We start from the raw sequence: 19008 nt of genomic DNA, 5'->3' as shown, positions 1-19008 counted from the left end.
AGAGATTTTCTATGGAATACAAAACATTAGGTAATACTGGATTACTTGTTTCTAGTCTTTGCTTAGGTACCATGACCTTTGGAGGTAGAGGTTTTTGGGAGGCAATTGGATCAGTAGGACAATCAAGTGCTGATGAAATTATAAAGACATCTTTTGATGCTGGAATCAATTTTTTTGATACTGCTGATGTCTATTCTGAAGGTGAAAGTGAATGTGTTCTTGGTCAGGCGCTGAAAAATCTTAATATCGCCAGAAAGGATGTAGTGATTGCAACCAAAGTATACGGCAGAGTTGGTCCTGGGTACAATGATATTGGAGCTTCTAGAAAGCATATTATGGAGGCGGCTGATGCAAGCCTTCGTCGTTTAAATACAGATTATATTGATTTATATCAAATTCATGGAAATGATCCCATCACCCCAATAGATGAAACATTGCGAGCATTAGATACATTAGTACAACAAGGAAAAGTGCGTTATGTTGGTTGTTCCAATTGGCCAGCATGGAAAATTGCAAAAGCCTTAGGTGTTTCTCAGCTTAAGAATCTTGTTCATTTTGATACCTTACAAGCATATTATTCTCTTGCTGGTCGTGATCTGGAGCGTGAAATTATTCCCTTACTGGAAGCTGATAAAATGGGCTTACTAGTTTGGAGCCCTCTAGCTGGTGGCTTGCTTTCAGGTAAATTTAATCGTGATAATCAAAAACCAGAAGATTCTCGACGTTCCAATTTTGATTTCCCTATTGTAGACAAGGAGAGGGTTTGGAGAGTTCTCGAGGTGATCGAGCCTATTGCACGGCATCATAATTGCAGTGCTGCTCGTGTATCCTTAGCTTGGTTGCTCACAAGACCGACTGTAACTTCTGTGATTATTGGTGCTAAGCGCATTGATCAGTTGCAAGATAATCTTGCCGCAGTAAGTCTAAAATTATCTTCAGAGGAAATAAAACAGTTAAACGAGGTTAGTGCCTTACCACCTGAGTATCCTGGCTGGATGCTTCCTTTTCAAGCATTGGATAGATTAGATCCTTCTGTTTCGCGCTTAGATGCTTTAAATAACAAATAGACTTTTACAAGAACACTCTTTTATAAGAGTGCTCTTTAAAGCACAATGTTTTACATGCATTATATACTTGAGAGATAGAATGTTTAAATCACTATTGAGCATATTGATAAGTTTAATTTCATCAATGGTATTTGCAAGTCATGATACTAAATCGTGCAAACCTCAAGTCATCATTCCAATCGAGAATTGGGAGATTGTTGCCTTTAATACAGCAGACATTCCAACAAGCCAAGCGTTTCAAGGAGAAAATTTAATTTATTCTGTAAAAGCACATCCTCACAATAAAGTAAATCAAGTCACTATTGATTCAAATAATGGCAGAATAAAAATTAAAGCTGATGGCAGAGATAATTTCGATGTCCTTGTTAATGTTACTAATAAATGTGGCAAGGCATCTACTACTTTTAATGTGCAAATTGATGAAGAAGATTAAAAAACACTTTTTATTGATTAGATTATCAGAGACATGCCTTAAATAATATTGAAATAAAAGGGTATTAGGTATAGACATAATCTATCAGATGTTTATCATAGATAATTCTAAAAATAAATGAACTCATTAATGGTAAGAATAAAAAGTATATTCTATAAATTAAATAACTTTTCACTGGTTTTTTTCCTTTGTTTATTAGCCAAGGGGGCTCACTCAGGTATTATAGTATTTCAAAGTGATTTTGGTATTAAGGATGGAGCTGTAAGTGAGGTAAAAGGGGTTATGTTCACTGTCGATCCCTCCCTTATTATTTCGGACTTAACTCATGAAATACCCGCTTATAATATTTGGGACGCATCATATCGGCTCTATCAAACTGCTCCATATTGGCCAAAAAATACTGTATTTATAAGCGTAGTTGATCCTGGAGTTGGAACCAAGCGTCGTTCTATAGTTGCCTTAACAAATAATGGGCAATATTTTGTAACCCCTGACAATGGAACCTTAACTCTTATTGAGGAAAAATTTGGAATTAAAGAAGTACGGGAGATAGATGAAACCAAGAATCGTTTAGAAGGTTCCGGTTCTTCATATACTTTTTTTGGTAGAGATGTATATGGTTATACTGCTGCAAAATTAGCTTCTGGTAAAATTTCTTTTGAAGAGGTTGGTCCTAAACTTAATGAACCTATTGTAAAAATTCCTTATCAAAAGCCTTCTATCGAAAATGGTAGATTGCAAGGTACAATAGTAATTCTTGATCCTCAATATGGAAACCTCTGGACTAATATTAATAAGGAACTACTTGAAAAATATGGTTTTGAGCCTAACAAATGCTACAGAGTGAGAATCTACAAAAAAAATCATAACGAATTTGTAGGTTTATTGTGGTACCAAAAGACATTTGGTGAGACTCCAAAAGGTAAAGATTTACTTTATTTAAATAGCTTGCTTTCTTTGGCCATAGCAACAAATCAAGGTAGTTTTGCTAAAATTCATCACATCGGATCAGGCCCTGATTGGACAATAACCGTGAGGAAATCCCAGAAATCAAAAGAACAATGTAATAGCGAGTGGATATACATACAATGAAGTACCGGCCAGATATTGATGGCTTAAGAGCTGTTGCTGTTTTGTTAGTTATTTTTTTTCATGCAGGATTTAGGTTATTTCCTTCTGGCTTTATTGGGGTGGATATTTTTTTTGTTATTTCTGGATTTTTAATCACCAGTATTATTTATAGCTCTTTGCAAAATGATCGGTTTTCGTTCATTGATTTTTATAATCGAAGATTATGGCGACTACAACCTATATTTATTTGCTTGATAGTAAGCACTCTTTTGCTTTCCTTGTTTTTTTATTTGCCTGAAGATTTAATCCAATATTCCAAAAGTGCTCGAAAAACCTCATTGTTTCTTTCAAATATGTTTTTTGAAAAAGCAACAAAAGGTTATTTTTCCCCAAATGCGAATCAATTACCTTTATTACATACCTGGTCATTATCAATAGAATGGCAATGTTATTTGATTCTACCTGTAATGATCTATGGTGTTTATCGAATTGTTAACAAAAAGCATATTGCAAAAATAACTTATTTGCTCACAGTATTTTTTTTAATTTTAGCGTTATTTTTGTCCACAAAAGAGCCGACAAAAAACTACTACCAACTGTTGAGTCGCATTTTTGAATTCTTAATGGGTTCATGTATCGTATTTAGGCAAAATCAATTTTCATTGAATAGGTATTTGCTAGAAAGTCTAAATATCGCTGCGGTTATAAGCATATTTTATATAGCAATGCAGGCGCATATTCAGATAGGCTTTCCAAATTGGTATGCTGTTGTTTTATGTTGTGCAACAAGCATACTTATCATTTCAGGGACAAATTATCCTCAGACATTTTTAACCCGATTGCTTTCCCTAAAACCAGTGGTGTTTATCGGCTTGCTTTCTTATTCATTATATATTTGGCACTGGCCAATATTCGTGATTATTCGTTATTTAAAAATTGAAGAGACACCTCTTGTTTTAATGTATGCATGTATTTTAACCCTTATTATTGCTTATTTTTCTTGGCGATTTATTGAGAAACCAACACGCCAATTTCACACTATTAGGCTCGGTTATAGCCTAATTTATTTATGTATACTTCCTAGTGTTTTAATTCATTTAGGCGATTATGCGATCAAAAAACATGAGGGATATCCCAAACGTTTTAACGAAATGGCCCAAATTGATCAGCAGCTAAAACAATATTCATATCCACTCAGACCCTTATGCCTTCAGGATAAAAGCGTTGAAATCAATACTAACTGTATCCTTGGGGCAAAAAGTTCCAATACAAGAACTGGTTTTATGTTTGGTGATTCTCATGCGAATCATTTGTGGGGATTTATGGATGCTCTTGCAAAAAAAGCGAATGCCTCTATTCTGGCTCATGCAACTGCTGCTTGTCTCTCCTTACCTGGAGTTGAGCAATATGATTGGAATAAGGAAGTTTATACTGCATGCCACCAACAAATCAAACGCTATTATAATATGATCAAGAACAATCATTATGATTTTGTGATCTTAGGTCAAAATTGGGATGGTTATCTAGGCGGCAAACTCATTACCAATGAATCTGTAGAGTTGACAAAAAAACGAATCGAAAAAGCATTGGATGATGCTTTGCAAATTATTATTACTTCTGGCGCTACACCAGTTTTACTCAAAACAATTGTAATCAATAATTCTTATAATTGTTTTTTTGATCATATTAAACTAAGAAGAAAATACAAATCCAAAGAATGTAATTTTTCGATGCAACCAAATTGGCAGGATGATTTATTTGCACGTCTTAAAAGAAAATATACACAATTAATAATTATTGATCCTAAACAGGCTCAATGCCTCAAAGGTCAATGTAGTGCAGATATTAATGGCATACCTATGTTTCGTGATTCCGGACATATTACTGATTACGCTTCATATCATTTAGCGACTCGTTATTTACAACTTTATCAAAATCCATTGATATAATCATCAACAGATGAAGTCGAAAAAAGATGAAAAAAGCTAATATCAAATGGTAAAATATTATCCAAATAAATTAGCTCGTTTAATGTCAGTTATCGTCAGTAATTAAATCGCATAGTACTTTGCTCAACTTCTTCAGGCTCGGGGTGGAGCTCTTTATTCAAATTTTGAATTGCTTTATTTATTTTCTCGGTGAACATCTGTGGGTTGTTCAACAGGCCCATTGCATGTTCCTTGTTTTCCTGCGTTAAAACCAAGAGCGCTGCTTTTACGTCATTACTTTGGTTGGTTGGAAAATCGACTCGGTCTGCAAGGGATAATTTTGCCATAGCATCTTCAACATTTTTGGCCCATTCTTGACGGCTAGGACTACTTTTTCCGAGATCTATAAGCGCTCTAAGTGATTCAAGGGGTGAATTTTTTAATGTTTGTGTTTGTAAATTCAGACGATCAATGACTTCCTTGATTTGTACCGTTGTCATGTCCTGCTGTCCTATTTTCAAGGCAGAATCAGCTAAAAGTTTGTCGATGCGGGCATCATTATTACCAAATTTGCAAGCGGCCAGTTCTTGTCTTACTTTTTGATAGTTCTGATATAACTGTAATTTATCCTTTAAATCACCAGCGAACACGCCCCATTTATCGGATAAATCTTGTGGTGAACTAGAGTTTTGCAAAATGTCATTCTTGATTGCTTGCAATTGATTCATTGCCGTGTCTTTTAATCCACCTATATCCAGTTGACCAATCTGATCTATTAAATCTTGGGCATTTTTGACATGTGGAGTGAACCTTTCGATTGATTTTAATGTGGCCTGGTAAAATTTCTCGTGATCATCTGCTGCAGCTTGATTATGGTCGATTAAATGTTGTATTGTTGCCGGAGTAAAGCCCAAATCAGTCAACTGGCTATTCATGTTTTTTATTGCAAATATCCAATCTGGATGCACATATGCGGCATTACGTGCTGCGTTTCTATCTCCTCCTAGATTGAGTGCCTCTCTGGCTCGATTGACAGCAGCGATGGCTGTTAGAACTTGTGGTGTATCAGCAATAGCAGGGGGAAATTTTGGCATCCCTTGATTGGTTAAAGCATCTCTTCTTTCCGATCCAGCAGCTATTGCTACTAGCTGTCCATAGGTATACCCTGGAACTTTCACACGCATGATGTCGTTAGCCTCGAACTGATGGCCTTCGCATCCAGGTTGAAACCCTTGATTAGCTTCGCCAGTGCAATTTCTCAATGCAATCCCGTTCCGATTTATAAAGGTATCTAGAGACATATTGTTTGTAACATCCTCTAGCCACATGTGTTCAGGACAAGATTTACCTTCGCGAAACCCACCGCAGAGGTACATTTTTTCAACGTGCAAACAGGTTTCTTGATTATTTCGAAGTTGGAGAATATCGTCCATGTTTGTTTGCCGCTCTTGTTTCAGTTCCTCACCAATAGGAGGCTGGGTATCGTTCATTGCACGTTCCAGCTCTTTTTGCATCCCAATTTCACTATATTGGTTATTCAGTTCCTTACAGGTGGCCCAATGAATTGGGCTTGCTATGGCAAACACGTGACATGATATTCCTTTATCATATATAAGACGACCTTGTGGGTCGGCTATTTCTGATTCATTCTCTTGGAACAAAGCATTGTATTCTTTAGAACCATAAGGATTTTTCATAGTGACTCCTCTATTATCACGATTCTCTAACGGTTAAATAACCTTCATTGTGTTAGCATGGGATGTTACACCTCACCCCAGTTAATTCTTTTAATTATAGCAATCATAAATACCACTGGTGTATGCATGTAAAAATCATCTGAGTAAATAAGTGATCTTACTGCTTAATATTTAATTAAGATATTTTTTGTATGATGTAGCCACTAATTGGGGAGAAATTTATTATGTTTACTAAATTAAATACATTATCAAAATTATCAAGAAACTTATATTTAGGGGGCAATACAAAGATTGTTCGGTTTTATTCGGATTACAATTGGAAGAAGTTCAATGAAAGCTCTTGTTCCATTGAATCAGTGCTTTTATCGGGCAAAAAATCATTTCCAGATATATTTCAAGATAATACCGTTGAATTTACAGCAGTAAAAAATTCAGTCCAGAAACAAGAAGAACTAACCCAGATGATGAAGGGGTTTGGACGTTATCAAGGCCATAATGGCGCATCCATCGGTAATTTGATGGTTTTTGAAACTGAACGACGATCCTTGCAAATCACAGGGGCTTTAATTCCACTATTAGTAAAAACTCCCCCTAAAAATAATGATTTTGGCCAATTTGTGCGGGAATTCCATGCGCAACATGTCATTCCAGCTCTTCCTGTATTAAACATGTTGATGCAGCGTGAAAAATATTTTAATTGGGTTTCTTCCATTGTAAGCAATAGCGCTACAAGAGAGGAGCATCCACTGATACATCATTATTTTAACCAAGCTAAAGCAGAACTTTTAAAACGAAGAGAAAAAGAGGTTATTACTTTATCCGACTCTGAACTAACGGAGTTAGCTGTAAGGCGCGTAGCAGATGCATTGCTTAAACAAGAAGTGGATACTACATTGTTTACTATTACAGAAGACAAAATTGAGTCACTTATTGGAAAAGGTAAACTTGAAGCATTGCCATTAGTATCGGCAATTGATGCAAATACTTTTATTGGCTCCCCTGAGAAACCTTTAAAAAATTATCCGGATCGTTTTACAGTATTGATGGCAGGTGGTCCTGGAAGTGGTAAATCGATTACAACAGAAAGTTTTGCGTTGCAGTTACAACAACAAACAGGATATGCATTAGATGAGCTTGCACTTCTTACTGTTGATAGAAAACGAACCATTTATTATGACGATGATTGTGTTAAGGGTACTCATAAAAAACATATTGGTACATTAACACATGAAGAAGCTGTTGTGACTTATAACATGAGTGGAGAATTCTTATCTCGCCGCATGGATCAAAATAAAAAGGTTCCTAATGTTTTCAAAGAGATGTGCAATATTTGGCCCACTTGGCTTGACATAGGCTTAAAAAAAGATGGAACTTATTTAATAACGGTTTCAACAAGAAAACCCGAAAAAGCAGTTGAAGGTGTTATCAAAAGAGGAATTGAAAATAATGATTTTGTGACTCCCCCAGAGTATGTATTAAATTCATATCGAAGTGTTAGTGAGCGCTTCCCACAAGTTATCCAAGAAAACCAGTCCAAAAAGGTTATTATTAGTGTTGTAAATAACGAGTTAGCCATTGAGAAAAAATTCAACAAAGAACAAAATCAAGAACAAGCGTTTGAGGATAATAAACCTGCCGTTGTCGTGGATTGTGAGACTAATACAATCTATATAGTCAATTTATTGCAATACATAGATTTCATTAATCAAAGCCAGCTCAATAGTAAGGCTACTAATATCCAAGAACTCTATGAGAATGCAGATCTTTCAGTGACTGCCAGTATTAAAAGAGTAATTGATACAAACAAATTTGGTTCTGCTAAGATTGCTTTTGTTCGGCCCGATATTAAATCAACAGCAATTAATGATTTAGAGAAAAACATAGTGGCTGTTGTTCAAGAGAGTGAACTTAACGTTTTGGATAAAGAACACTTTGAGGAGCTATGTTCAACTGCCCCTGAACATTTTGAAGCGTTAGACACTTTAGCCTCTAAAAACTCCCAAAGTTTCTGTACGATATTGTAAGAAGAATAACCAAGGAAGGTTTCTTAGTTTTTTAACAGAGGACCTGGAGCATCAGATGCTGAAGTATTTTCGAGTTCCTTCACAATAGTTTGGACAGATTTGCTTAGTTGTTGTCCTTCGCTTTTTTTAACTAAAGACCAATCCATTTGTTTAAAAAAAGAGGGAGGAGCAGGGGGATTTTTAATCACTTTGCTGAGGTTATTAGGAGTGACAAACCTTTTAAAAAACATCATGGCCAATTCCTTTTCTAAAATGCAGTTACAGCAATAATAAATTTTTATAAATAAAAAGCAAGTCTTATATGACTAAGAATATTTATTGCTGCTTTTTGTCTGGATTTAATTCATTGCTATTGGGGATAGGGTTTTTATCCAATTCTTTAGCGATTGTTTTTGTATTTTCGCTGAGTGTGTTTGTTCTTTTTTTATCAGTAGTTACATTCCAGTCTATCGATTTACTAAAACCCTTTCGTATTTTTTCGGACATTTTGAAACTCCAAACTATATTTTTGATCAAACAAAATACTATTTGTATATATTAGCAAAATATTGAATTAGAGTCAGTTGATTCCATGGCAAAATATTTTCCATAATACAATGTATGGAATTTGTTTTATAGTTATAAAAATGCACTAATATTTATCACCAAAATAGGTTTTATATAATTTTAGATAGTCGCCATTATTTTCAATGGTTTGCAGTTCTTTGTTGATCTTATCAATTAATGGCCGTTCTTCAGGTAAAGCTACAATAGCCATTCCGTTTCCAACCGCCCGGGGCTGACCTAGTACCCTAATGTTGGCTAGACCATTATTTTGCCAATAATTTGCGTAGAATTCACGAACAAAGGCAGCAGATAAAGAACCATTCTCTAAGTCATTAATCAAAGCATCAGCAGAGTCGTATTTTTTAACTTGTAATTGATTATGAAAATTGGTTTGTAAATAATCAACAAAAACTTCTCCATTGAGATCATTTGCGGCTCCCACTTTCTTTCCATGGAGATCTTCTTCCTGTTGCAGACTACTTTGATTGGGTACAATAAAAACAGCGCGCACAGACAAATAGGGTAAGCTAAATATAAAGTTTCCCTTACTATGAGGAGGGATCATTATACCTGCTACTACAAGATTAACCTTTCGATTTTCTAAAGCTTTAAATAATTCTGTGTCCTTCATTTGCACAAATGAGCATTTGGTTTTTATTTTTTTGCAAAGGTAATTCATTAATTCAATATCGAATCCCTGGTATTTATTAATAATAAAGGGAGGATAATAATGAATAGTTCCAATTTTGATTTCAGCATGAACGGTTGAAATACTCAGGAAAATGAATAAAACATACGAAATAAAACGCATAAAAATTCCATTTTTTATTAAATTATTAGTCTACAATTCATTTTAGCAGTAATTAAATTTCTTGTACATTTCATAAATTATAAAAAATTTAGCCGACTTTATTCACGAGGGGCTCTATGAATTTTAAAAAGAAAAAAGTTATTGTTACGGGAGCAAACCGCAGCATAGGTCAAAGAATAGCTATAGCTTTTGCTGAACAAGGAGCAGATGTAGTCATTAGTTATCATAGTGACGCTTCAGGCGCTGAGCAAACCATTCAATCTATCAAAAAAATAGGAGGAAATGCTCAAGCATTTTATGCGGATTTTTCGGATATAAATCAAGTTCCAATTTTTGCTGAACAAGCAATTAATTATTTAGAATCTGTAGACATATTAGTGAATAATGCCGGCATATCCTCTCGTGAAACAATATTTGAACTACTTCCAGAAAAAATGCAACAAGTTTTCCAGATCAATTGTATTTCTCCACTCTATTTAACCCAACTTTGCGCTCAGAACATGATAGGTGGGAAAAATAAAGGTTGTATTATAAATATTTCATCAATCAGTGGAACTATAACCATGCCCAAAGGTATTGGCTATGGCGCTTCAAAAGCAGCATTAAATAAATGGACGAAACATGCGGCTCTGGATCTAGCAAAATATGGGATACGGGTAAATACTATTGCGCCTGGTGTTATTGAGGCAGGAATGAATGAAGACACAGCTACTAGCAATCCAGAGTTATGGAACTATCTTCTAAGCAATATTCCCTTACAAAGACCTGGAACACCAAATGACATTGCTCATATGGCTTTATTTCTTGCTTCCGAAAAAGCAAGTTGGATTACAGGTAAAGTTTTTGAGGTTGATGGAGGCCATGTTCTTTAGACTTTTAATATAACAACTCTATGAGTATTAAATCAAAATCTAATGAAAACTATGGGTTAGCTATTTAGATAAGTTAAATCTATTCAAGAGCATGATAGTGAATAGGCTTGGCTAACATGAGCAAGCTCTTGGGATGCTGAAATCAACTCGAGTTTTTCAGTTGCAAACTTAATCCACGCATCACCTATACAATTTATTGTCATAATCTTAGCAGCCCAACCAGCAATTAACATCATGTAGGCTGATAACTCTCCTCCAGAAACCATACGATAACTATTTGCTGCTGTAAGAAATGTCTTATATTCTGATGGATTATCGATTAAATCTTCCGTTCTTTTCATCAAATCAAGCGATTCTTCCGATGAGAGCTGTTCGTTTTTTTGAAGTTTACCAACTAACATTACCATTTCATTACACGCTTTTTTAAAATTAATAGGATATTCTGGATGTTGCGATAATTTTATTTCAATATTTTGTTGTAGCTCATCCAAGGAGGTATATAACACTTCTTTCATAATACTTTTTATAGAGTTGTAAATACGCTGCTCTAAATTTTTCTCGGCATCAGGAGTTCGATTTTCACCACCTAAAAACATCACCTGCTTTATAACATTTACAGCTTCAAAATGATGACGCCCAACTTTACCAAGTGGATAATTATTAAAATCATAACCTACCTCATATTTTTGAACATGGGGAAGATTGTCTGATAAAAAGAGATAATCCATATCATCGCTAGTGGCATATACCTCCCAATTTCTTTTCAAGCGCAAAAAAAATTTTTCATTAAAATTATGAGCTAATTCTTGAGCTAAATAAGGAAATTGACTTGTGACCAATTCTAAAGGCGCTATCCTTGCGGTAGAGTTATAAAAAGATACTAGCTTTTTTGCTTCAACCTCAATCGATGCGAGTTCCAATTTAAAATAAAGCATCGATAGTGCATCATTTTTTTTATTAGATAATCTTTCTTTAGCATCGCCAATATTATTCTGCGCAGCATAATGTAATATCAGTCGCGGCATGCAATCACTTGAGTGAATATCAATTTCTTTGTATCGATTATAAATAACCTCCATTTGCGCTTTCGGTAATTCAGGAAGAAAAGCCCATGTTAAAAACTCTATAATATCTTTAGCTCCGCCAAGATGAGACAACGGAATGGCATCGCCAAACCCACCTGAATTAGCCTCCTGAGTATTTCCTGTAAGTCTTAAACCCAAATTCTTTTTTGCTAAAGGCACGAGATCTTGAGGAGTAAATAATGGCATATGTGCTCCAATAAGGTAATTTTTGACTAAAAAAGGTGATATGGTATCCATAGCTTTAATAATTGTCTATGTGGGGAATAAACAGTTAATGAAATCTAATGAAAAAAATGCTTAATGATTGCCACAATAAATACATAAATAAAACTGATATAAAAAAAGACACCAACATACGCTAAAACAACAAATACCCCATCTTTTTCTATCAAACCTAAACTAAAAGTAATCAGTAATGCTGCAAAAATAAAATTACTTAAAGGAATAGGCAGCATCAAAAGTATCGCTAAACAGAAAATAATAGTTCCATTTATTATTTCCATAAAACGACAAGTCATAAATGACCATCGAGGTTTTAAGAAATATTCAATTTTAATCAAATAGGGTACTGTTGCATGAATAATTTTGGAAATATTTTTTTGGTGAATCGTATGTTCTGCAATAATTTTTGGTAACCATAGTGTTTTTCTGGCAAATACCATTTGGCAAGCAAATAGTAATATAGGCACACTAAAAACCACCGAAACGCCCGGAATGGTAGAAAAAGGTAATGCGCTTGGTAAAGCAAAAAATAACAAAACAATGCCGAATGCCCTTTCCCCAAGTGCTTGTAAAATGCGTTGAAATGTTAATTCGCCTTTTAAATCATTATGATTAACAATCGTTAAAAGAGCATCAGAGGAACGTGTAGCGTTTTTATTCATAAGTCACTCATCTTCAATAGTGTTCATCGGGCAATTTCTTCGGGTAAATTTTTACTTTAACAATTTTTGAAGCAATTGCGCTCTCTATTTCCGCATTGAATTCTGGAAAATCAATGTGTTCTCCTTCTTTAGGTACATAGCCTAGTCGATAAAAAAACAAACCATTCAAAATGTCAATGTTGTTATCCACATCAATATCACGATCGATGGCTTGTTCCAAAGAGTATATAGAACAATTTCCTGATGCAGATATACTTCCATCATCGTTTAATACCCAATCAACTTTAGTGCGATGAAACTCATCTTTAATTCGACCAATAAGTACTTGAAGTAAATTATCGAGTGTAACAAATCCTAAAATCGTTTTTCGACCACTGTAAACAAGAGCAAAATGAGGCATCCCTTCGCGAAATTTGCGTAATAAATCCAATGCAGGAAGCCGACGTGAAACTTTTAGCATAGGTCTAAGTAGTGTACGTAATTCTTTTATCTCACCTTGTTGATAGAGTACAGGAAAAATATCTTTTACATGGACAATCCCAATAACATCTTTTTTATCAGGATCATATACAGGGTAACGGCTATAGCGGTGTTCCATGATTATATCCATGATTTGCGCAATAGGTTTATTTATAGGGAGCATGACCATTTCTTCAGTAAATCGCATGACTTCGGTAACCTTAAGATCTGCTAAATCAAAGGTATGTTCAATAATTTCAACTTCTTCTTCAGTAAGTTCACCATGCCGATGACTTGCATTTAAGAGTAACTTGATTTCTTCTGTAGAGTAAGAGTGTTCCCCTTGATGCACTGCATCGAGATGAAAAATTTTTAGTAAAAAATTTGAACAACTATTGAGAGTCCAAATTGCAGGAAACATGAGCCAATAAAATCCATATAGAGGGAGAGCGGTCCATAAAGATACTCGTTCCGATTGTCGGATAGCTAGCGATTTGGGCATTAACTCCCCAACGACAATATGAAGAAAAGAAATAAACGAAAATGATATAAAAAAGGCAATTATAGTTGTTAATTGAGGGGAGTTAACTCCAATAAAAAACAGGAGTGGCTCTAAAAGATGGGCAAAAGCAGGTTCTCCTATCCAACCTAATCCCAGGGATGCGAAGGTTATACCTAGTTGGCAAGCAGATAAATACGCATCCAGATGTTTATGCACATGAAATAAAATCTTCCCTCGTAAACCATACATATTTTTGATTGCTTTTACTCGAGTAACTCGAAGTTTTACCATTCCGAACTCAGCAGCCACAAAAAAGGCATTTAGTAAGACCAAAATAAAAGCTAAAACGACTAGTAAAAAATTAATCACCTATTGTCCCTATATATCTATTTTTTGAATAAAAACAGTTTAACAATTTGCTACACCTACTTTAGAAAGGTTAGCACAAGTTAACGTAAGCTGATATTTGCATGGTTTAATAAGTAAGATATATACTAGCTTAATAATAGCGCTATGAGTTTGTGATTTCTAAAATAATAATCAATTCTAAATTATTATGTTTTTTTGAGACTGGATGAAAAATTGGGATGGATCGTTAGAATACTCTTGGTGATTTCAGGGGCAATTACAAGTTGGTTTGTTGCACAAGATGCCCTTAATTTTAATATCATTCAAATGGTAGTTGCTGTCTTTTTGATTACTTTTTTGATAATAATGCTCGCATTTTGGCATGAGTTATCCGCTATATTCAAACGCTTGCTTACAAAATATAAAAAGTTTTAGCAACGTTACCTAATATTTAGAGCCTGTTGACAATTAGCTCCCGCTGTTTACATGTCACTCTTTATGCGCGAGATGTAGTAGGGGAGCAGAATGAGATCAGAACTTCAATTAAAAACGGAAGTTATCCATCCTGAAAATGAGTATCAATTGCAAAGAAGTCTTTTTAAAATGGCTTTTTTCGCATTTACTCAAAATTCATCTCAAATTATAAATTTAGATTCGGGATTTATTCATGAAGAGATCGCAGTCGTTCGAATTTCGATGATAACTAACTTAAAAAAGGACGGTCAAAGTTAACAATACTCGTTCCAGTATCAAAATGTTTGCAATTATTTAAAAATTATTGTTATTATAAATAATAAAAATTGAACAGGAAGTTTATTAAATGATGAATTTTTTCAAAAAAAACAATGCAATAATGATTAAAATAGAAAAAAGCACATTATCCAAATCAATAGAATCATCCTTGGATGAAGTGAAAAGTAATAATAGGCATTCAACCTTACTCAAACAAGGTCAAAAAGTAGTTGGTTTTACCAAGTATCGGCTCCCAAAAAATGAAGATGATGCTGTCAGTGTTTATACACCTAATATTATCTACTCGCAAAAAATGGAAGATATCCGAGAAGAAATGCGGGAGCGAGGTTGTGGTTTGGGTTTATTTAAGGTACAAAAAAAATTAACTTGTCCATCAATAGATATATCAGAAGTCAATGATTCACCTGAAGCCAAAGAAATTTTAGAACATAAAGTAGATTATCATCTCTTAGAGCCTATCAAATTACTTGAAGATACTCCTCCACCCAATCTAATATCGAAATTTTATTAAAAATTCATAGGTGTATTAAATAGGCAGTTATAACCTACTGCCTATTTAATGAGAGTTTTAGTAAGTAGTCAGTTCGTGGCGATAACGGCAGTATTGACCACATTTTGGGAGAGATTCTGCCGTTCGCGTAAGCACTTGTGCTATTATGAATTTTTTATTTGAATTAGTTGAAATTGATCTATTATTGCATTCGCCTTTTATATCCACGGTGGCATCTGGTTTCTGACTATCTCCATATCCCCGAATATAATACCCTTCCAAGATTTCTAATACTTTATTAAGATTGTGGGCATATGGCAGCGCAGATTTTGGAAACATCTTATCCGTGATGAAAAAAATTTCGAGCATCATTTCAACTATATTCATCATAACCCTGTAAAACATAGCTATGTGAAGAAGCATCAGATTGGTTCTACTCAAGCATTCATCGTTCGATAAGAAGAGGAATTTTGCCCAAAAATTTGGCTTATGTCATTGATCTAAATCAATCTTTTCAAGATTCACATCAAGCGATTGAAGTTTTAGAAGAAATGCAATCGATTTTGAGAACGGTTATCGCTATTGAGCGACCCGTGGAAAAGCATGATTATCAAGATGGATAAATATATCAATATTTTGGTCTAAATAAAAAATCTCTATATTCAGTGTAAGATAGCATAAAATGGTAAATTGCCTGCAAAACCCCATGTTAAGGAAAGAATTATGAATAAAGAAACCAGGGTTGTTCTTGTTTTATTATTGATTAGCTTGGTGACCTATGCTTCTAAATACTCACTTAACGTTTTTATGGCGCGTCATCTTGCAAAATCTATTTATGGCGATTTCAGCATTGCTATTAAACTTTTGACGATAATGACGGCCTTGTCTCTTTTGGGAACAGATATAAGTTCAAAACGCTTCTTAGGTAAGTATATAAATTTAAATCAAAAAGCAGATGCTATTGAATATGTTGCCTGGAATCTTAAGCTCATTAGTGTGACCTTTTTTATTTCACTATTTATTGCGCTAGCATCAACATTGCTGATGATTTTACTTCATCATTTCAGCGTGAAACATATTAACGATTATCATTTGGCGATTTATGTCTTATGGCTCATCCCATTTTCTGCACTGCTATCATTGTTAAGTAGTTATCTTATAGTAGTTGATCGCATTTATTTATCTACATTATTAACCCAATTTTTAAAATACTTATTGCAAGTTCTTTTATTTATTTCTGTGGTTCTATTTGTTGAGCCAGTATTAACGAATTTTTACATAGTCTCAGTATTACTAATCACGTTTATTTTACTTTTAACCTTGTCTCTTTTTTCTTTAAATCAGGAACTCTTGGAGTTATTTAAGTATGGGTTTCATAAAGCAAGGAAAACACCGCTTACTAAAATGGATTGGCTAAAAACATCAGTACGATTAATTACAAATAACATCCTCTTTGTTATAGTTTCAGCTCTGGATTTACTTATAGTGGAGGTATTTGGCAGTAATGAAACAATGGTTGGCGATTATGCGGCCATTCTTACAATAATTGGTTTTTTGTGGCTTATTCCTACAACTGTCCTACAAGCTTTAAAATCCAAGCTATCTTTTCTCCTCGAATCAGAGATGGGAAAAAAAGAGTTGCAATGTAAAATTAACAGCACTATGATGATTATTATTTCCACTACGATACTTGCTGGCTCAACGATTGTACTGTTTTCAAAAAATATCCTTGGTCATTTTGGACCAGATTATGTCAATGCCTCTCCCGCATTAATCATTTTAACATTCGGGGTAATGATGTCTTGCTTTGGTCGTATTGCTCCGGTTATTTTGATTTTTGGTGGATATGAGCACCTAGTTTTGCGTTGGACAATTTTTGAGTTGATATTTATGGTTTTTGTGGCCATTCCTGCAACATATTATTTTAATATTATAGGAACGGCTTCTGCCACGGCGCTTCTTTTAACTTTAAAACCAGTGATCTTAATTTCTATAGTTCGTAAAAAATTTGGATTGCGTGTGCTTATTTTGTAAATAATTGGCATCTGCCAGCAATAATGTCACATTATTAGTAATTATCCTCTAAAAACAGGGTAAGCCTCGCCATTAGGAGCCACTTCTATAGTCGAGTGGACTTCCTGGATTCCTCCACTTAAATCAATAATAAATCCTTTTTCACCAGCCTTGCCATTATGTCCCTTAAAATTAAACTCAACAATTACACCTTCGTTATCACGAACTGCTGTTTTGATCCCATGCTGATCTTTTGTTTGATAAATAACTTTAGTAACATTTTGGTGCAAAATACCCATAACTTCCGGACTTACATATATTTGTAGAACTCCACCACAACCAATATCATATTCTTTGTCAGTACCATTGGTAAGGGTCATTTTATGCTTAGAGTTTGCCTTAACCTCAGAAACTGCTAATGGAATTTCATCTAACCAATCTGGGATTCTAAAAAGTCCTGTAGTTTCTCTTAGATTTCGCTGAATGTTCCCTGTATGTTGGCAACGAGTAGGGGATACTTGGGTAAAATGGCCGAAGTGTTTCCATTCTTTATTATATAAATATTCTGGATGAATCAGACCGGTCTTAAGTGCATTAGGTGATGCAAAATATAAACTAGCACCGATTGGGAAATGACCATTCACATATAAAATGCCGAGATTTTGTAAATCTTTAACACTGAGCTCATTTAGGGGCTTATTTAGGGTGGTGATTAAGCTATTAGCACCATTTACTAAAGATTGCACAACAATCTTGACTCCATTTTTCTTAAAAATTTGTCCAAAGGTAGCCATACCCCAATCATCAGACTTATATCCACCTTCTTTTTGTTTTTTAGCTACTTGCTTATCTAAATCTTTTGATTTGGTATGAAGATAATCAATAACCGCTGAGTCTGGTTTATTCGATTTACGAGTAGTATGGTATTGACGAATTCCAGTTGCATTTTGAGATTTTTGTTTTTCGCCTTTAATATAACTCCTATTGAAAAATTGATTAGGATTAAGCATATCATTATCAGGGATTTCTACAGTATCAATTAGTTTTGTATTCTCTTTTATTCTATTTTCTGTTTTTGATTTTTTATGCGACATTGATTGTTTTATCAATTTATTATTTTTTTCCGAGCAAGCATTGTCGTTTATTGTTTTATTTATTATTTTTTTATTTTTAAATATTTTTTCATATTTAGACTTCATCTATAGTACCTTTATTTTCTCAGATTAATTGAGGACAAATTATACCCAATGACCATTAAATAATCATTAAATACTCTAAAAAATTGTAACCGACCCAATTGCTTCAAATTACTTGCTAAAAGAGGGCAAAATAGAGATAAAATCAAGTTTGCATAAATTGTGCTGATTTTTATGTTAGGATGCGTTGAAGGCTCAAAGGCAAATAAAACACAGATCGTATTACTAAGGATATTAACATCAACCCCTTAAAATGATTAAATTATCAAATACCGCAAAGCAGTTTTCTAAACTTTTAAAACAGGCTGCTTGCATCAGAAGCCAATAAATGATCAGAAGAAATAAGTTATGAAAATTAATATTACTAAGAAAGAATATCGCACATTACTGGATATGTTATACATAGCAGACTGGGTAATGCATTCCTATACCGTAAAGGAAACGAAGCAAAATGAGTATGAAGCCTTAAAACAGAAACTTTTATCTTATTTTAAAGAAATGGAAGCAGAGGACCAGATAGAGTTTTCTCCAGAATTCAATGAGCACTTTGAAAAAACTCAGTATGAAGAGTTACTTAATGAGAAATTTATTGAACCTTATGAAAAGAAATTGTTCTGGGATGAGTTAATTTATAAATTAAGTGAACGAGATGCAATTCATACAATAGGAGTGGAACAATACATGAAAATGGATCCTATTGAACGTATGAGAAAAGTCGAAGAAATCAAAGAGCAATACGCTAATGAATTTGAAAAACATGGAATTGAGAATCTTAAGTTAACGTGAGTTATGGATAAGGATATAATTATAACGATTCTCTATCACGATC

General features: G+C 34.2%; 20 protein-coding genes and 1 pseudogene. 12 read left to right on the top strand and 9 right to left on the bottom strand.

Going from position 1 to position 19008, the window contains the following annotated elements; translation table 11 throughout:
• Nucleotides 1-11: 11 nt before the first annotated feature.
• The 4 genes from DYH34_RS08805 (at nt 12) to DYH34_RS08790 (ending at nt 4520) form a co-directional block, all read left to right on the top strand.
• Nucleotides 12-1067, top strand: a complete 1056-nt coding sequence (locus DYH34_RS08805; protein WP_058463277.1) for an aldo/keto reductase — start codon at nt 12-14, stop codon at nt 1065-1067.
• Between the two features lie 79 nt (nt 1068-1146).
• Nucleotides 1147-1500 (top strand): hypothetical protein, encoded by a 354-nt coding sequence (locus DYH34_RS08800; protein WP_058463276.1) that lies wholly within the window; start codon nt 1147-1149, stop codon nt 1498-1500.
• 129 nt (nt 1501-1629) lie between these two features.
• Nucleotides 1630-2592 (top strand): SAM hydrolase/SAM-dependent halogenase family protein, encoded by a 963-nt coding sequence (locus DYH34_RS08795; RefSeq protein ID WP_083502687.1) that lies wholly within the window; start codon nt 1630-1632, stop codon nt 2590-2592.
• Nucleotides 2589-4520, top strand: a complete 1932-nt coding sequence (locus DYH34_RS08790; protein ID WP_058463275.1) for an acyltransferase family protein — start codon at nt 2589-2591, stop codon at nt 4518-4520. Before DYH34_RS08795 ends, DYH34_RS08790 begins: the two co-directional genes overlap by 4 nt.
• Nucleotides 4521-4615: 95 nt before the next feature.
• Here the strand turns inward: DYH34_RS08790 and DYH34_RS08785 are convergent, their stop codons facing one another.
• Complete coding sequence (locus DYH34_RS08785; RefSeq protein ID WP_058463274.1) at nt 4616-6196, bottom strand: hypothetical protein; 1581 nt, start codon at nt 6194-6196, stop codon at nt 4616-4618.
• A 224-nt stretch (nt 6197-6420) separates the two neighbouring features.
• Here DYH34_RS08785 and DYH34_RS08780 point away from each other — a divergent pair, with 224 nt between their 5' ends.
• On the top strand, nt 6421-8220 hold the full coding sequence (locus DYH34_RS08780; RefSeq protein ID WP_058463273.1) for a hypothetical protein: 1800 nt from the start codon (nt 6421-6423) through the stop codon (nt 8218-8220).
• Nucleotides 8221-8243: 23 nt separating this feature from the next.
• Here the strand turns inward: DYH34_RS08780 and DYH34_RS08775 are convergent, their stop codons facing one another.
• From DYH34_RS08775 to DYH34_RS08770, 3 genes are all read right to left on the bottom strand, one after another.
• The gene (locus DYH34_RS08775) at nt 8244-8453 is read right to left on the bottom strand and encodes a hypothetical protein (protein ID WP_058463272.1); all 210 of its coding nucleotides are present in this window, start codon (nt 8451-8453) and stop codon (nt 8244-8246) included.
• Between the two features lie 82 nt (nt 8454-8535).
• The gene (locus tag DYH34_RS18040) at nt 8536-8706 is read right to left on the bottom strand and encodes a hypothetical protein (protein WP_165481791.1); all 171 of its coding nucleotides are present in this window, start codon (nt 8704-8706) and stop codon (nt 8536-8538) included.
• Between the two features lie 145 nt (nt 8707-8851).
• A complete protein-coding gene (locus tag DYH34_RS08770; protein ID WP_058463271.1) occupies nt 8852-9577 on the bottom strand; it encodes a transporter substrate-binding domain-containing protein in 726 nt (241 codons plus the stop codon).
• 116 nt (nt 9578-9693) lie between these two features.
• Here DYH34_RS08770 and DYH34_RS08765 point away from each other — a divergent pair, with 116 nt between their 5' ends.
• A complete protein-coding gene (locus DYH34_RS08765) occupies nt 9694-10449 on the top strand; it encodes an SDR family NAD(P)-dependent oxidoreductase (RefSeq protein ID WP_058463270.1) in 756 nt (251 codons plus the stop codon).
• 83 nt (nt 10450-10532) lie between these two features.
• On the opposite strand, the gene DYH34_RS08760 is transcribed toward DYH34_RS08765, so the two are convergent.
• From DYH34_RS08760 to DYH34_RS08750, 3 genes are all read right to left on the bottom strand, one after another.
• The gene (locus DYH34_RS08760; RefSeq protein WP_058463269.1) at nt 10533-11720 is read right to left on the bottom strand and encodes a hypothetical protein; all 1188 of its coding nucleotides are present in this window, start codon (nt 11718-11720) and stop codon (nt 10533-10535) included.
• Nucleotides 11721-11815: 95 nt separating this feature from the next.
• Nucleotides 11816-12418 carry an exopolysaccharide biosynthesis protein gene (locus DYH34_RS08755; RefSeq protein WP_058463268.1) on the bottom strand — a complete coding sequence of 201 codons (603 nt, stop codon included), beginning with the start codon at nt 12416-12418 and terminating at the stop codon, nt 11816-11818.
• Between the two features lie 13 nt (nt 12419-12431).
• Nucleotides 12432-13748, bottom strand: coding sequence for a hemolysin family protein (locus DYH34_RS08750; RefSeq protein WP_058463267.1), 1317 nt, complete (start codon nt 13746-13748; stop codon nt 12432-12434).
• A 504-nt stretch (nt 13749-14252) separates the two neighbouring features.
• On the opposite strand from DYH34_RS08750, the gene DYH34_RS08740 reads away from it, so the two are divergent.
• Both DYH34_RS08740 and DYH34_RS08735 read left to right on the top strand, forming a co-directional pair.
• The gene (locus DYH34_RS08740) at nt 14253-14459 is read left to right on the top strand and encodes a hypothetical protein (protein ID WP_058463265.1); all 207 of its coding nucleotides are present in this window, start codon (nt 14253-14255) and stop codon (nt 14457-14459) included.
• Nucleotides 14460-14547: 88 nt separating this feature from the next.
• On the top strand, nt 14548-14991 hold the full coding sequence (locus DYH34_RS08735) for a hypothetical protein (protein WP_238589403.1): 444 nt from the start codon (nt 14548-14550) through the stop codon (nt 14989-14991).
• A 57-nt stretch (nt 14992-15048) separates the two neighbouring features.
• Here the strand turns inward: DYH34_RS08735 and DYH34_RS08730 are convergent, their stop codons facing one another.
• Nucleotides 15049-15357, bottom strand: coding sequence for a hypothetical protein (locus DYH34_RS08730; protein WP_058463264.1), 309 nt, complete (start codon nt 15355-15357; stop codon nt 15049-15051).
• On the opposite strand from DYH34_RS08730, the pseudogene DYH34_RS18715 reads away from it, so the two are divergent.
• From DYH34_RS18715 to DYH34_RS08720, 3 genes and pseudogenes are all read left to right on the top strand, one after another.
• Nucleotides 15280-15446 (top strand): annotated as a pseudogene (locus tag DYH34_RS18715) (REP-associated tyrosine transposase); the annotation flags it as partial. The gene DYH34_RS08730 and the pseudogene DYH34_RS18715 sit on opposite strands and share 78 nt — an antisense overlap.
• Nucleotides 15441-15593 (top strand): hypothetical protein, encoded by a 153-nt coding sequence (locus DYH34_RS18185; protein WP_174905301.1) that lies wholly within the window; start codon nt 15441-15443, stop codon nt 15591-15593. The pseudogene DYH34_RS18715 and the gene DYH34_RS18185, both read left to right, overlap by 6 nt.
• A gap of 100 nt (nt 15594-15693) precedes the next feature.
• Complete coding sequence (locus DYH34_RS08720) at nt 15694-17004, top strand: MATE family efflux transporter (protein WP_058463263.1); 1311 nt, start codon at nt 15694-15696, stop codon at nt 17002-17004.
• A gap of 41 nt (nt 17005-17045) precedes the next feature.
• On the opposite strand, the gene DYH34_RS08715 is transcribed toward DYH34_RS08720, so the two are convergent.
• The gene (locus DYH34_RS08715) at nt 17046-18182 is read right to left on the bottom strand and encodes a hypothetical protein (protein ID WP_238589399.1); all 1137 of its coding nucleotides are present in this window, start codon (nt 18180-18182) and stop codon (nt 17046-17048) included.
• A 345-nt stretch (nt 18183-18527) separates the two neighbouring features.
• Here DYH34_RS08715 and DYH34_RS08710 point away from each other — a divergent pair, with 345 nt between their 5' ends.
• Nucleotides 18528-18965 (top strand): hypothetical protein, encoded by a 438-nt coding sequence (locus DYH34_RS08710; protein ID WP_058463262.1) that lies wholly within the window; start codon nt 18528-18530, stop codon nt 18963-18965.
• Nucleotides 18966-19008: the final 43 nt, after the last annotated feature.

Origin of the sequence: Legionella cincinnatiensis (genome assembly GCF_900452415.1) — a bacterium.
Lineage (GTDB): Bacteria > Pseudomonadota > Gammaproteobacteria > Legionellales > Legionellaceae > Legionella > Legionella cincinnatiensis.
Note: the sequence above shows the minus strand (reverse complement) of the source record. Positions and strands in the feature narration are given on the sequence as shown.

What these genes read in the sequence shown, in the direction of transcription:
- DYH34_RS08805 (WP_058463277.1), top strand. Translation starts at nt 12, where the DNA reads ATGGAATACAAAACATTAGGTAATACTGGATTACTTGTTTCTAGTCTT.
- DYH34_RS08800 (WP_058463276.1), top strand. Translation starts at nt 1,147, where the DNA reads ATGTTTAAATCACTATTGAGCATATTGATAAGTTTAATTTCATCAATG.
- DYH34_RS08795 (WP_083502687.1), top strand. Translation starts at nt 1,630, where the DNA reads ATGGTAAGAATAAAAAGTATATTCTATAAATTAAATAACTTTTCACTG.
- DYH34_RS08790 (WP_058463275.1), top strand. Translation starts at nt 2,589, where the DNA reads ATGAAGTACCGGCCAGATATTGATGGCTTAAGAGCTGTTGCTGTTTTG.
- DYH34_RS08785 (WP_058463274.1), bottom strand. Translation starts at nt 6,196, where the DNA reads ATGAAAAATCCTTATGGTTCTAAAGAATACAATGCTTTGTTCCAAGAG.
- DYH34_RS08780 (WP_058463273.1), top strand. Translation starts at nt 6,421, where the DNA reads ATGTTTACTAAATTAAATACATTATCAAAATTATCAAGAAACTTATAT.
- DYH34_RS08775 (WP_058463272.1), bottom strand. Translation starts at nt 8,453, where the DNA reads ATGATGTTTTTTAAAAGGTTTGTCACTCCTAATAACCTCAGCAAAGTG.
- DYH34_RS18040 (WP_165481791.1), bottom strand. Translation starts at nt 8,706, where the DNA reads ATGTCCGAAAAAATACGAAAGGGTTTTAGTAAATCGATAGACTGGAAT.
- DYH34_RS08770 (WP_058463271.1), bottom strand. Translation starts at nt 9,577, where the DNA reads ATGCGTTTTATTTCGTATGTTTTATTCATTTTCCTGAGTATTTCAACC.
- DYH34_RS08765 (WP_058463270.1), top strand. Translation starts at nt 9,694, where the DNA reads ATGAATTTTAAAAAGAAAAAAGTTATTGTTACGGGAGCAAACCGCAGC.
- DYH34_RS08760 (WP_058463269.1), bottom strand. Translation starts at nt 11,720, where the DNA reads ATGCCATTATTTACTCCTCAAGATCTCGTGCCTTTAGCAAAAAAGAAT.
- DYH34_RS08755 (WP_058463268.1), bottom strand. Translation starts at nt 12,418, where the DNA reads ATGAATAAAAACGCTACACGTTCCTCTGATGCTCTTTTAACGATTGTT.
- DYH34_RS08740 (WP_058463265.1), top strand. Translation starts at nt 14,253, where the DNA reads ATGAGATCAGAACTTCAATTAAAAACGGAAGTTATCCATCCTGAAAAT.
- DYH34_RS08735 (WP_238589403.1), top strand. Translation starts at nt 14,548, where the DNA reads ATGATGAATTTTTTCAAAAAAAACAATGCAATAATGATTAAAATAGAA.
- DYH34_RS08730 (WP_058463264.1), bottom strand. Translation starts at nt 15,357, where the DNA reads ATGAATATAGTTGAAATGATGCTCGAAATTTTTTTCATCACGGATAAG.
- DYH34_RS08720 (WP_058463263.1), top strand. Translation starts at nt 15,694, where the DNA reads ATGAATAAAGAAACCAGGGTTGTTCTTGTTTTATTATTGATTAGCTTG.
- DYH34_RS08715 (WP_238589399.1), bottom strand. Translation starts at nt 18,182, where the DNA reads ATGAAGTCTAAATATGAAAAAATATTTAAAAATAAAAAAATAATAAAT.
- DYH34_RS08710 (WP_058463262.1), top strand. Translation starts at nt 18,528, where the DNA reads ATGAAAATTAATATTACTAAGAAAGAATATCGCACATTACTGGATATG.